Genomic DNA, 12,843 nt, shown 5'->3' on the forward strand with positions numbered 1-12,843 from the left:
GAGCCGGGGCGCGGACGAGGGACGAAGGGGAACGGGTACGGGATGCGGATCAGGGTTGTCGGTGCGGGAGTCATGGGGCGCGGCATCGCGCAGTGGGCCGCGGTCGCCGGGCACACCGTCGAACTCGCCGACGCGCGCCGCGAGTCGGTGACCGAGGCGTGCGCGTTCGTCGCGGGCATGCTGGAGCGCGCGGTGGCGAAGGGCCGGATGAGCGAGGCCGAGGCGGCGGAGACGCGGGGGCGCCTGCACGAGCTCGACTCCCCGTACGCGGCCCCGTGCGCGGAGGGCGCGCCCGAGCTGGTGATCGAGGCGGTGCGGGAGGACCTGGAGACCAAGGCGGAGCTGTTCACCGGGCTGGAGAAGGTGCTGCCCGCCGCGACGGTGTTCGCCACCAACACCTCCTCGCTGGCGGTGACGGAGCTGGGCGCGCGGCTGGCCGATCCCTCGCGCCTGGCCGGGCTGCACTTCTTCAACCCGGTGCCGCTGATGAAGATCGCCGAGGTGGTTCCGGGTGCGGCTACGCGTGCCGACGTGCCGGGCATGCTGCGGGAGTTCGTCGAGGGCTGCGGGCACCGGGCGGTGACCGTCGCGGACACGCCGGGCTTCCTGGTGAACCACGCGGGCCGGGGCCTGGTCACCGAGGCCCTGGCCCTGCTGGAGGAACAGGCCGCCGAGCCGGTGGACATCGACCGGGTGGCGCGCGACGTGCTCGGGCTGCGCATGGGCCCCTTCGAGCTGATGGACCTGACCGGGCTCGATGTGACCGCCTCCGTGATCGAGACGGTCTGGCGCGGCTTCCACCACTCCGACAGGCTCCGCCCGTCCTACCTCACCGCGAACCGCGTCACCGCGGGCCTCCTCGGCCGCAAGACGGGCCGGGGTTGGTACGCGTACGACGCCGAAGGCAAGCAGCAGGTGCCGCCGGAGGAGGCGCTGGGCGGCGATGCGGGCCGAGCGGTGACCGTGGCCGGGCAGGGTGCCGAACTCCAGGAGTTCCTGGACGCTTTGGGTGTGCCGCGCGGCAGCGCCGGTGACGACGCACTGGTCCTGGTCCCCACCTGGGGCGACACCGTCGCGGGCGCGGTCGCGGAGCACGGCCTGCCGCCGGAGCGGACCGTGGGCGTCGACCCGCTCTCGCTGGGCACCGCGCGCACGGTCCTCGCGGTGACCCCGGCGACCGGCCAGGACGCGCGACGCGACGCGGCAGCCGTCCTCGCACGAGGAGGGTCCGCGGTGACCGTCGTACGGGACACGGCAGGCTCGGTCGCACAACGCCTGCTCTCCTCCGTGGTGTCGGTGTCCGCGTCCATCGCCGAGCGCGGCATCGCGACACCCGCAGACATCGACCTCGCCGTGAAGGCGGGCCTCGGCTACCCGTACGGCCCCTTGGAGTGGGCCGAACACATCGGCACAGCCCGCCTCTTGACCCTCCAACGCACTCTGCACGCCACAACAGGCGACCCCCGCCACCGCCCCACCCGCTGGCTCACGGAACGCGTGCAACTGGGCCTCCCCCTGACCGCAGGCTGACACCGAAGGCCGCCCGAGGCGCGCTGCCGAGCAAGGGCGGGCCGGAGGCGCGGAGCGTCGTAGGCCGGCCCGTAACTCACAAGGCCACAGCAACCACCCACCCGAATCCCGCCGCAGCGAGAAGCAACAAGAAGCGGTTCCGACCGGCGGTAACAGCACGAAGCAACCCCCACCCGCCAGCAAGGAGTGACGCACACCCATGGACGCGCCCACCGACATAAGGGACTTCGGGCTCACCGAGACGCAGCGCGACTTCCGCCGCCTCGCCGCCGACTTCGCCGACGCGGAGATCACACCCCACATCCAGGAGTGGGACCGCGCGGAAGAGGTGGACCCCGGCATCGTGAAGCGGCTCGGCGAGCTCGGCTTCCTGGGGCTCGCGCTGCCCGAGGCGTACGGCGGCGTCGAGGCCGACATGCTCTCGTACGTGCTGGTCACCGAGGAGCTGGGCCGCGGCGACTCCTCGGTGCGGGGCATCGTCTCGGTCTCCCTCGGCCTGGTGGCGAAGACGATCAACTCGCACGGCAGCGAGGCGCAGAAGGCCCACTGGCTCCCGAAGCTCACCGCGGGGGACGCACTCGGCTGCTTCGCGCTCACCGAGCCGGGCACAGGCTCGGACGCGGGCTCCCTCCAAACCCGCGCACGCCGGGATGGCGAGGACTGGGTGATCGACGGCAGCAAGATGTTCATCACCAACGGCACTCTCGCCGACGTCGCCCTCACCTTCGCGCGCACGAGCGAGAACGGTGTCACCGCCTTCCTGGTCCCGACCGGGACCCGAGGCTTCTCCGCCTCCGTGATCAAGGGCAAGCTCGGCCTGCGCGGCCAGGCCACCGCCGAACTCGCCTACGACGGCGTACGGGTGCCGGACTCCGCCCGCCTCGGCGAGGTGGACCGCGGCCTGGGCATCGCCCTCGGCGCGCTCTCCCGCGGCCGGATCTCGGTGGCGGCCGGCTCGGTCGGCCTGGCGCAGGCCGCACTCGACGCGGCCGTCCACTACACCCGGGAGCGCGAGCAGTTCGGCAAGCCGGTGGCCTCGTACCAGCTCGTGCAGGAACTCCTCGCCGACTCGGCCGTGGACATCCGCGCGGCGCGGCTGCTCACCCACCAGGTGGCGCGGATGGCGGACGCGGGCATGTCGCCGAAGCAGTACGCGACGGAGGCGTCGGTCGCGAAGTACCACGCGAGCGAGGCCGCCGTCCGGGTGAGCAACAACTGCCTCCAGACCTTCGGCGGCTACGGATTCATCGACGAGTACCCGGTCGGCAAGTACCTGCGCGACGCCCGCGTCCTGACCCTGTACGAGGGCACAAGCCAGGTCCAGAAGCTGATCATCGGCCGCGCGCTGACCGGCATCGACGCGATGACCTAGGCGCGAAGGGAGCGAAGGAGGCGAAGGGCGCGAAGGGCGCGCTCACGGCACCCGTACCCGCTGGTGGCGCCCCGCCGTGCGCAGGTCCGCCTCGATCGCGGCCGCCGTCGCCCGCAGCTCGGGCAGCAGCGCGTCGCGCGTCGCGTCGAGCGGCTGCTCGCCCGCGTGCTGCGCCACGTTCAGCGCGGCCACCACCCGGCCCTCCGGGTCACGCAGCGGCACGGCGACCGAGCGCAGCCCCTCCTCCAACTCCTGGTCCACGGCGGCGTACCCGTCCCAGGCGGCACCCTCCACGCGGCGCTCCAGCTCCGCGCGCGAGGTCACGGTGTGCCGGGTGAGGGGCCGCGCCCCGTCGAGCGCCGGGCCGCGACGGTCCGCGTCAAGACCGGCGAGCAGCACGCGGCCCATCGCGGTCGGGTACGCGGGGAAGCGGGTGCCCACGGCGATGTCCGCGCTCATGATGCGCGAGGCGGCGACCCGCGCCACGTAGCGGATGTCGGTGCCCTCCAGCACGGTCACGGAGGCCGACTCCCGTACGCGGCCGACGAGTTCGGCGAGGTGCGGCCGCACGATGCCGCTCAGCGAGAGCCCGGTGAGGCGCGAGTAGCACAGCTCCAGCACGCGGGGCAGCGGGCGGAAGAGGCCGCCGTCCGAGGCCGCGTACCCGAGGTGGCACAGCGTGAGCAGCGAGCGGCGTGCCGTCGCGCGCGGCACCCCGGTGGCCTCGGCCAGCGCGGAGAGCGGCAGCCCCGGACCGTGCGCGGCGCCCAGCGCGCGGAGCACCGCGAGCCCGCGGGCCAGCGACTGGAGATAGCCGGAGCCCAGCTCGGCCTTGCCCTCGACGGGAGGTCGCGCCGCCAACTGCGGTGCTGCATAAGGGAGTTGAGGTCCGGCCTCAAGTGACCGCGCCATTCCCGAAGCCGCCTCCCGCAGCTCGGGCAGCACCGCGTCGGCGAGGCTCCGCGCCGTGTGCCTGCTGGTGTGGCTGACCGCGCTGAGCGCACAGGACGTGCCCCCGCCCGGACCGCGTACCGGCACCGCGACCGCGACCAGACCCGGCTCGATGAGCTGGTCGTCCAGCGCGGCCCCCGCCTCGCCGGCCCGCTCGGCGCGGCGCTTGAACTCCTTCTCGCACTCCGGTTCCGCGCGCCGCGGCACCGCGGGGAAGCCCAGGTCGTACGGGTCGGCCTCGTGCCGCGCGCGCCACGCGTCCCACCGCTCCCCGTCCCAGCCGGACGCGAACAGGGCGCCGGGCGCGCAGCGTTCGGCCGGCAGCGCGTCGCCGATGCGGAAGGCGAGCGCCATGGAGCGGCGCCGGGTGGACTGCGCGATGAACCGCACCCCGTCGCCGTCCGGCACGGCCAGGGAGACCGATTCGTCGAGGCGGTCGGCCAGCCTGCCGGCGCGTGCGGCGAGCGCGTCGGGCAGCCCGCTCGCCGAGAGGTACGCGTTGCCGAGCTCCATCAGGGGCGTGGCGGGCTCCGCGGTCCTGCCGTCGAAGCGTACGTAGCCCAGCAGGTCGAGGGTCGCGATGATCCGGTCCACGGTGGAGCGGGCCAGCCCCGTGGCGCGGGCGAGGTCGCCGGCGCGTGCTCCGCCCTGCTCCCGCGGCTGCCGGGCGAGGGCGCGCAGGACCGCGAGACCGCGCTCCAGCGGGCGCACCGGGACCCCGGACTCCGTCATCGCCGGCCCTCCTCCACACCGTTGACACCGCACCCTGTCGGGCGGAGACTCCGCCGTAATGTGCTGAACGAAAGTTCACCAGGCGAACGCCATCCTGTGAACCCCCTGCCGCACCACGCCGCCACCGCACGAAGGGAAACCGATGCGCACCACCGTCGGCATCATCGGAGCCGGTCCCGCCGGGCTGCTGCTCGCGCGCCTGCTGCACCGCGCGGGGATCGACTGCACCGTGCTGGAGGCCCGCGAGCGCGCGTACGTGGAGCAGCGGCAGCGCGCCGGGATCCTGGAGCAGGGCACCGTCGACGTGCTGCGCGAGTGCGGCGCGGGGGAGCGGATGGACCGCGAGGGGCTGCGGCACGACGGCATCGAGCTGCGCTTCGGCGAGACGGGCGCGCGGCGCAGGCAGCGCATCGACTTCCCGGGCCTGACCGGCGGCCGCTCGGTGATGGTCTATGCGCAGACCGAGGTCGTGAAGGACCTCGTGGCGCTGCACGCCGAGGCGGGCGTGCAGGTCCTGTTCGAGGCGAAGGCGTACGCGGTCGAGGGCGCTGACACCGGCAGCCCGCGCATCCGCTTCACGCGCGAGGGCCCCGAAGGCGACGGCGCGGACGAGGTTCTGGAGTGCGACTACATCGCGGGCTGCGACGGCTTCTGGGGCGTGGCGCGGGAGACGGTTCCCGCCGAGCGCTCCCGGGTCTTCGAGCGCGAGTACCCCTTCGGCTGGCTCGGCATCCTGGCCGATGTGCCGCCCTCCCACGAGGAGTTGGTCTACAACCGGCACGAGCGCGGCTTCGCCCTCCTCAGCATGCGCAGCCCCAAGGTCTCCCGGCTCTACCTCCAGGTGCCGGCCGACACCGACCCGGGCGACTGGACGCACGAGCAGATCTGGGACGAGCTGGCCCTGCGCCTGGAGACCGGCGACGGCTGGACCCTGGAGCGGGGCCCGATCACCTCGGTCTCGGTCACGCCGATGCGCAGCTACGTGCACGAGCCGATGCGGCACGGGCGGCTGTTCCTCGCCGGGGACGCCGCACACATCGTGCCCCCGACAGGCGCCAAGGGCCTCAACCTCGCGGTCTCCGACGCGGTCACCCTCGCCCGCGCGGTGATCCACGCCAGGGACACCGGGTCGGACGAGCTGCTCGACGCGTACTCCGAGACCTGTCTGCGGCGGGTGTGGCAGGCCGAGCGGTTCAGCTACGCCATGACCACGATGCTGCACCGCGACCCGGACGCGACCCCGTTCGACGACCGGCTGCACACCGCCGAGCTGGACCGCATCGCCTCCTCCCGCGCGGCCGCCACCGACCTCGCGGAGAATTACACGGGCCTCCCCATCGGCTGAAGCCACCGGACCCCACCGAGGCCCGCCGGCCGGCCCCGTACGAGAGCGCACGCACCACCCGCACCACCAGAGGAGAACTCCCCATGACCGTCCAGCGGAACCTGTTCATCGGCGGCGAGCACACCGCGGCCGAGGGAGGCCGTACGACCGCGGACGTCGGCCCGTACACGGGCGAGGCATACGCGCAGGTCGCGGCCGCCGCGCCCGCCGATGTGAAGCGGGCCGTGGACGCGGCCGACGCAGCCTTCGCGGACTGGGCGGCGACCGGGCCCGGCACCCGGCGCGGCATCCTGCTCAAGGCGGCGGACCTCATGGAGAGCCGCGGCGAGGAGGCGGTCGCGCTGATGGCCGCCGAGTGCGGCGGCACCCGGCCCTGGGCGCTGTTCAACGTGCAGCTCGCCGCGGGCATCCTGCGCGAGGCCGCCGCCGCCGTGACCGCGCCCCGCGGCGAGGTGCTCAGCGCGCCCGACGGCGACGGCACGCTCAGCCTCGCGGTGCGCGAACCCCTGGGCGTGGTCGCCGCGTTCGCGCCCTGGAACGCGCCGCTGATCCTCGGCACCCGCGCGGTGGCGGCCCCGCTCGCCGCGGGCAACACCGTCGTGGTCAAGCCCAGCGAGGACGCGCCGCTGGCCTGCGGCTACCTCATCGCCGACGTGCTGCACGAGGCGGGGCTCCCGGCCGGAGTGCTCAACGTGGTCAGCAACGACCCGGCGGACGCGGCGGACGTCGCCGAGACGCTGGTCGGCGACGCCCGCGTGCGCGCGGTCAACTTCACCGGCTCCACGAACGTCGGCCGCATCATCGGCAACCTCGCCTCGCGCCACCTCAAGCCCGCCGTCCTCGAACTCGGCGGCAAGAACTCCATCGTCGTCCTGGAGGACGCCGACCTCGACCACGCGGTCTCGGCCGCCGCCTTCGGCGTGTTCATGAACGCCGGGCAGATCTGCATGTCGGGCGACCGCGTGCTGGTGCACGAGTCGCTGGCCGAGGAGTTCACCGAGCGCTTCGCGGCGAAGGTCGCCGCGCTCCCGCAGGGCGCTCCCACCGACCCCGAGACCGTGATCGGCCCGCTGGTCAGCGCCGACGCGGCCCAGCGCGTCGCCGCCCTCGTACGGGACGCGGTCGGCAAGGGCGCCAAGGTGCTCACCGGCGGCGGCGAGCCGGAGGGCGCGGTGCACCCGGCGACCGTCCTCACCGGAGTCACCGAGGACATGGACCTCTACTACGGCGAGGCGTTCGGGCCCGTGTGCACGGTGCGCGCCTTCGCCGACGACGCCGAGGCCGTACGCCTGGTGAATGACACCGAGTACGGCCTGACCTGCGGCATCCTCACCGAGAACGGCACGCACGGCCTGAACGTCGCGCGCCGCGTGCGCACCGGCATCGTGCACGTCAACGACCAGTCGGTCGCCGACGAGCCGCAGGTGCCCTTCGGCGGCGTGAAGTCCTCCGGCTACGGCAAGTTCGGCGGCCGCTGGGGCGTCGACTCCTTCACCGACACGCGCTGGGTGACCCTGCACACGGAGCGCCCGCAGTACCCCTTCTGAGAGGGCCACGCAGGAGGGCCCGGCGGAGACACGTACCGCCGGGCCCCGCCCGCTCTCACACCTCTCGCTCCCCGCTGCCCCGCACCTTCGGCACCGGCAGCACCAACTGCCCGAACGCGCCCTCGGGGACGGCCGGTTCGCGCGGCGGCACCGGCGCCAGCCGCGCATAGTCCGCGCCCTGCTCGGGGCGCGGGTCGTCCTCTCCCTTGTTGGGCCACAGGGACATGGCGCGCTCGGCCTGTGCGGTGATCGTGAGGGAGGGGTTCACGCCGAGGTTCGCGGAGACCGCGGCGCCGTCCACCACGGAGATTCCGGGATGGCCGTAGAGCCGGTGGTAGGGGTCGACCACCCCGTGTTCCGCGTCCGCGCCGATCGGGCAGCCGCCCAGGAAGTGGGCGGTGAGCGGCATGTTGGACAGCTCGCCCACGTTGGTGCCGGCGAAGCCGTTGATGCGCTCGGCCAAGTGCCGCACGGCCTCCGCCCCTTCGGGAATGTGCACGGGGTTGGGGGCGCCGTGCCCCTGCCGCGCGGACAGCAGCCCCTTGCCCCACCCCTTCTTCTTGCGGAACGTCGTGAGCGAGTTGTCCAGCGACTGCATCACGAGCCCGATGATCGTCCGCTCCGACCAGCGGTAGGTGGAGGCCACCCGCGCCACCAGCGCCGGATGCCGGAGATAGGCCCCGGTCGCCACGAGCCACTTGGGCAGCTTGCCGCCCACCTTGTACTGCGGCACGCAGATCAGCGCCATGAGGTTGGAGCCCTTGCCGTACCGCACGTTCTCGATGTGGGTGCTGTCGTTCGGATGGATCGAGGACGAGATGGCCACGCCCTTGGTGAAGTCCAGCTCGGCGCCCTTGCCCGCGCGCTTGCGGTAGCGGCGCGGGAAGGTGATGGCGCCGACCAGCGACTCGGAGTTGGTGCGGGTCAGCTCGCCGAGCCTGGGCGAGAGACGGGGGAGGCGCCCCTCGTCCCGCATCCGGTGCAGCAGCGTCTGCGTGCCGTACGTGCCGGCCGCGACGACCACCCTGTGGCACCGCAGCACCGAACCGCGGCCCCTGCGGCGCTTGTCCGTGGGCACGGTGGTGACCGCGAAATCCCCGTCCGCGCCCTCGTCGATGCCGGTCACCGTCGTCATGGGGTGGATGACCGCGCCGGCCTTCTCGGCCAGGTACAGGTAGTTCTCGTTGAGGGTGTTCTTGGCGCCCACCCGGCAGCCCGTCATGCAGCTCCCGCACTCCACGCACGCGGTGCGCGCGGGTCCCGCGCCGCCGAAGTACGGATCGGGCACCTCCTCGCCGGGCCGGGCCCCGCTCTTGCCCTCCGCGTCGTCCCCGTCCCCGAAGAAGACGCCGACCGGCGTGAGATGGAAGCTGTCGCCGACGCCCATCCGCTCCGCCGTGTCCTTCAGATAGCGGTCGGCCTCGGTGGTCGTGGGATTGAGCCGTACGCCGAGCATGCGCTGCGCCTGGTCGTAGTACGGCTTCAACTCCGCCTGCCAGTCGGTGATGTGGCCCCACTGCCGGTCCTGGAAGAAGGCCGGTGGCGGCACATACAGCGTGTTCGCGTAGTTCAGCGAGCCGCCGCCCACCCCCGCACCTGCCAGGATCATGACATTGCTCATCAGGTGGATGCGCTGGATCCCGTACATGCCCAGGCGCGGCGCCCACAGGTAACCGCGCAGGTCCCAGGAGCTCTTCGGCAGCGAATCCCGGGTGAAGCGGCGCCCGGCCTCCAGGACGCCGACCCGGTACCCCTTCTCCGTCAGCCGCAGCGCGGACACGGCGCCGCCGAACCCGGAGCCGATCACGATCACGTCGTAGTCGTACTGCGTCATTGCAGTGCAACCCCTCTCAGCTCGGGGACAGGTCTCAGCTCGCGTACAGGGCCTCGATCTCGTCCGCGTACGCCTCGGCAACGGACTTCCGCTTGATCTTCAGCGAGGGCGTGAGCAGCCCGTTCTCCTCGTTGAACTCGCCCGGCACGATGCGGAACCTGCGGATCGACTCGGCGGCCGAGACCGACGCGTTCGCGTAGTCCACCGCCTTCTGCACGTCGGCGATCATCTCCGGGTCCTCGCACAGCTCGGCGAGCGGCGTGTCAGCGGGCCGCTTGCGCACCGCGAGCCAGTGCTCGACCGCGTCCGGCTCCAGCGTGACCAGCGCGGACACGAAGCGCCGCCCGTCGCCGATCACCATGCACTGGCCCACGGGCGGCCTGCTGCGCAGCTGGTCCTCCAGCGGCGCGGGGGAGACGTTCTTGCCGCCGCTGGTGATCAGGATGTCCTTCTTGCGCCCGACGATCGTGAGGTACCCCTCGTCGTCCAGCTCCCCCAGGTCCCCTGTCGCGAACCAGCCGCCGTCCAGGACCTCTTGCGTGGCACCCGCGTTGTTCCAGTACGCGGTGAAGACCACCCCGCCCTTGAGCAGCACCTCGCCGTCCTCCGCGATCCGCACCGCCGTGCCCGGCACCGGCTGGCCCACGGTGCCCGGGCGCGGGCGCAGCGGCGGGGAGATCACGGCCGCCGCCGTGGTCTCGGTCAGCCCGTAGCCCTCGTAGATCAGGATGCCGCTGGCCAGGAAGAACAGGTTGAGCCTGCTGTCCAGGGGCGAGCCGCCGGAGATCGCGTACCGCAGCCTGCCGCCCAACTCCTTGCGTATCCGCCGGTAGACCAGCAGGTCGTAGAGCCGGTGCGCGGCGCGCAGCCCGAGTCCTGGTCCGGGGCCCGTGCCGTGCAGATTCCCCAGCAGCGCTTCCGCGTACCGCACCGCGATCCCGTCGGCGCGGTCGAACGAAGAGCCGCGGCCCATCTTCTCCGCCATGGCGCGCCCGGTGTCGTGGATCTTCTCGAAGAGGTACGGGACCCCGACCACGAACGTGGGCCGGAAGCTCTTGAGTTCGGGCCGCAGCTCGTCCGGCTTGATGCTGGGGCAGTGCCCGAACTCGATGCGCGCCCGCATGCAGGAGATCTGGATCGTGCGCCCCAGCACATGGGCGAGCGGCAGGAACAGGAGCGTGGACGCCTCCTGCCCGGTGATCTCCGTGAACACCGGGTGCAGCAGCTCGATCGTGTTGCCCGCCTCGGCCAGCAGATTGCCGTGGGTGAGCACGCAGCCCTTGGGCCGCCCGGTGGTTCCCGAGGTGTAGCAGACGGTGGCGATGGTGTCCGGGGTGAGGGCCGAGCGCCGCTTGTCGACCTCCTCGTCGGACACCTCCCGCCCCGCGGCGGTGAGTTCGGAGAGCGCGCCGCCGTCCACCTCCCACATCCGCGGCGCCTCGGGGAGCGCCGCGCTGCCGTCCAGCGCGGTGCGCGCGTTCGCGTCGGTCTCCACGACCATGTGCCGGGCGCCGGAGTCGCCGAGGATCCAGGCGATCTGGTCGGCCGAGGACGTCGGGTACACGGGTACGGACTGCCCGCCGGCCGCCCAGATCGCGAAGTCCAGCACGCACCACTCGTACCGGGTCCGGCACATCAGGGCGACCCGGCCGCCGGGCTCAAGACCCGAGGCGATCAGCCCTTTGGCGACGCCCGTGACCTCCTGCGCGAAGGCCGCGGCCGTGACCGGGCGCCAACTCCCGCCCTCCTTGCGGCGGACGACCACGTCCGAGGGCGCCTCGACCGCGTTGGCGAAGGGGATGTCGGCCGCGCTGCCCGAGGCCTCCGCCTCTACCAGCACCGAGGTGCGCGCCTCACGAACCACCCCCTCCTCCCTGGTCAGCTCGACGGAGACGCGCCCGGCGAGATCCGTGCGCTGCTTCGCCGTCCTCAGGTCCTTCCGTACGCCCATGTTCAGCTCCTGTTCGCGGCTCGCGGGGAGGGGGAGTGGTGCGGGGTGTTGGAGAGGGCGCCGCCTCAGGCGGTCTCCAGCAGGGCGGTCACGCCCTGGCCGCCCGCCGCGCAGATCGAGACGAGCCCGCGCAACGGGCCCTCGCCCTCGCGCTGCCCGGCCCTCTCGTGCAGCAGCTTCGCCAGGGTGGCCACGATGCGGCCGCCGGTCGCCGCGAAGGGGTGCCCGGTGGCCAGCGAGGACCCGGCGACGTTGAGCCGCTCCCTGTCGATGCCGCCGAGCGGCTTGTCCCGGCCCAGCCGCCGCTCGCAGAAGTCCTGGTCCTCCCAGGCGGCGAGGGTGGCCAGCACCTGCGAGGCGAAGGCTTCGTGGATCTCGTACAGATCGAGGTCCTCGAGCCGCAGCCCGGCGTCGTCCAGCAGCCGGGGCACGGCGTACGCGGGCGCCATCAGCAGTCCGTCGGGACCGTCGACGTAGTCCACGGCGGCGGTACGCGAGGTGGTCAGGTACGCCAGCACCGGCAGCCCGCGTTCCGCCGCCCACTCCTCGGAGGCGAGCAGCACGGTGGAGGCGCCGTCGGTCAGCGGGGTGGAGTTGCCCGCTGTCATGGTCGCGCCCTGGCCGGTCTCGCCGTCCCGCGTACCGAAGACGGGCTTGAGCTTGGCCAGCTTCTCGGCGCTGCTGTCCGGGCGGAGATTCTGGTCCCGCTCAAGGCCCTTGAACGGCGTCAACAGGTCGTCCAGGAAGCCGCGTTCGTACGCCGCCGCGAGCTTCTGGTGGCTGGCAGCCGCCAGTTCGTCCTGCGCCTCCCGGGTGATGCCCCACTCCCGCGCGGTCCGCGCGGCGTGTTCACCCATCGAGAGCCCCGTCCGCGGTTCGGCGTTGCGGGGGATGTCCGGTACGAGGTGCTGCGGGCGCACCTTGGCGAGGGCCGCGAGCCGCTGGGGCAGCGTGCGTGCCCGGCGGGCAGCGAGCAGTGTTCGCCTCAACTGGTCGTTCACGCCCAGCGGCGCGTCGCTCGCGGTGTCCACGCCGCCTGCCACGCCGGCCTCGATCTGGCCGAGCGCGATCTTGTTCGCGACGAGGATCACGGCCTCCAGGCCCGTGCCGCACGCCTGTTGGATGTCGTACGCGGGGGTGCGCGGGTCGAGGGGGCTGCCGAGCACGGTCTCGCGCGCCAGGTTGAAGTCCCGGCTGTGCTTGAGCACCGCGCCCGCGACGAACTCGTCCAGCGCGGCCCCGCCGAGCCCGAAGCGGTCGGCGAGGCCGGTGAGCGCGCTGGTCAGCATCTCCTGGTTGGAGGCGGTCGCGTACGGCCCGTCCGAGCGGGCGAAGGGGATGCGATTGCCTCCGACGATGGCGACGCGTCGCCCGGTCGATGCCATGGGTGCCACTCCTGGGGCGCGGGTGCGGGTTACTTACTCCGGGGTCAACTTACTTATGCGTAAGCGGAAATCAATCCCTCAAGCAGAATTGACCGCTACCGCGGCCCCGCCGACCGCTGCGGCCCCGCCGCAGACCCCGTGGCCCGTGCGCAGACCCCGCTCGGTGGTGCGGACTGCGCCGCCCTGCGTGCGCGGG

The 12,843-nt window shown here is 72.9% G+C and carries 8 protein-coding genes; 4 read left to right on the top strand and 4 right to left on the bottom strand.

Going from position 1 to position 12,843, the window contains the following annotated elements; genetic code table 11:
* The first annotated feature begins 42 nt into the window (after positions 1-42).
* Together ABEE00_RS34000 and ABEE00_RS34005 are read left to right on the top strand one after the other, a co-directional pair.
* Positions 43-1,530 carry a 3-hydroxyacyl-CoA dehydrogenase gene (locus ABEE00_RS34000; RefSeq protein WP_345749656.1) on the top strand — a complete coding sequence of 496 codons (1,488 nt, stop codon included), beginning with the start codon at positions 43-45 and terminating at the stop codon, positions 1,528-1,530.
* Between the two features lie 199 nt (positions 1,531-1,729).
* Positions 1,730-2,902 carry an acyl-CoA dehydrogenase family protein gene (locus tag ABEE00_RS34005; RefSeq protein WP_345749657.1) on the top strand — a complete coding sequence of 391 codons (1,173 nt, stop codon included), beginning with the start codon at positions 1,730-1,732 and terminating at the stop codon, positions 2,900-2,902.
* A 42-nt stretch (positions 2,903-2,944) separates the two neighbouring features.
* On the opposite strand, the gene ABEE00_RS34010 is transcribed toward ABEE00_RS34005, so the two are convergent.
* Positions 2,945-4,585, bottom strand: coding sequence for an IclR family transcriptional regulator domain-containing protein (locus tag ABEE00_RS34010; RefSeq protein WP_345749658.1), 1,641 nt, complete (start codon positions 4,583-4,585; stop codon positions 2,945-2,947).
* A 142-nt stretch (positions 4,586-4,727) separates the two neighbouring features.
* Between ABEE00_RS34010 and ABEE00_RS34015 the strand changes: the two genes are divergently transcribed.
* Positions 4,728-5,930: a 4-hydroxybenzoate 3-monooxygenase gene (locus ABEE00_RS34015; RefSeq protein WP_345749659.1), complete on the top strand. Its 1,203-nt coding sequence runs from the start codon at positions 4,728-4,730 to the stop codon at positions 5,928-5,930.
* An 83-nt stretch (positions 5,931-6,013) separates the two neighbouring features.
* Positions 6,014-7,477 (top strand): aldehyde dehydrogenase family protein, encoded by a 1,464-nt coding sequence (locus tag ABEE00_RS34020; RefSeq protein ID WP_345749660.1) that lies wholly within the window; start codon positions 6,014-6,016, stop codon positions 7,475-7,477.
* A 55-nt stretch (positions 7,478-7,532) separates the two neighbouring features.
* Here the strand turns inward: ABEE00_RS34020 and ABEE00_RS34025 are convergent, their stop codons facing one another.
* The 3 genes from ABEE00_RS34025 to ABEE00_RS34035 form a co-directional block, all read right to left on the bottom strand.
* Positions 7,533-9,311, bottom strand: coding sequence for a GMC family oxidoreductase (locus ABEE00_RS34025; RefSeq protein WP_345749661.1), 1,779 nt, complete (start codon positions 9,309-9,311; stop codon positions 7,533-7,535).
* Between the two features lie 34 nt (positions 9,312-9,345).
* On the bottom strand, positions 9,346-11,262 hold the full coding sequence (locus ABEE00_RS34030) for an AMP-dependent synthetase/ligase (RefSeq protein ID WP_345749662.1): 1,917 nt from the start codon (positions 11,260-11,262) through the stop codon (positions 9,346-9,348).
* A 65-nt stretch (positions 11,263-11,327) separates the two neighbouring features.
* Positions 11,328-12,647 carry an acetyl-CoA C-acetyltransferase gene (locus ABEE00_RS34035; protein WP_345749663.1) on the bottom strand — a complete coding sequence of 440 codons (1,320 nt, stop codon included), beginning with the start codon at positions 12,645-12,647 and terminating at the stop codon, positions 11,328-11,330.
* Positions 12,648-12,843: the final 196 nt, after the last annotated feature.

Origin of the sequence: Streptomyces odontomachicola, from assembly GCF_039605595.1 — a bacterium.
Lineage (GTDB): Bacteria > Actinomycetota > Actinomycetes > Streptomycetales > Streptomycetaceae > Streptomyces.

What these genes read in the sequence shown, in the direction of transcription:
- ABEE00_RS34000 (WP_345749656.1), top strand. Translation starts at nt 43, where the DNA reads ATGCGGATCAGGGTTGTCGGTGCGGGAGTCATGGGGCGCGGCATCGCG.
- ABEE00_RS34005 (WP_345749657.1), top strand. Translation starts at nt 1,730, where the DNA reads ATGGACGCGCCCACCGACATAAGGGACTTCGGGCTCACCGAGACGCAG.
- ABEE00_RS34010 (WP_345749658.1), bottom strand. Translation starts at nt 4,585, where the DNA reads ATGACGGAGTCCGGGGTCCCGGTGCGCCCGCTGGAGCGCGGTCTCGCG.
- ABEE00_RS34015 (WP_345749659.1), top strand. Translation starts at nt 4,728, where the DNA reads ATGCGCACCACCGTCGGCATCATCGGAGCCGGTCCCGCCGGGCTGCTG.
- ABEE00_RS34020 (WP_345749660.1), top strand. Translation starts at nt 6,014, where the DNA reads ATGACCGTCCAGCGGAACCTGTTCATCGGCGGCGAGCACACCGCGGCC.
- ABEE00_RS34025 (WP_345749661.1), bottom strand. Translation starts at nt 9,311, where the DNA reads ATGACGCAGTACGACTACGACGTGATCGTGATCGGCTCCGGGTTCGGC.
- ABEE00_RS34030 (WP_345749662.1), bottom strand. Translation starts at nt 11,262, where the DNA reads ATGGGCGTACGGAAGGACCTGAGGACGGCGAAGCAGCGCACGGATCTC.
- ABEE00_RS34035 (WP_345749663.1), bottom strand. Translation starts at nt 12,647, where the DNA reads ATGGCATCGACCGGGCGACGCGTCGCCATCGTCGGAGGCAATCGCATC.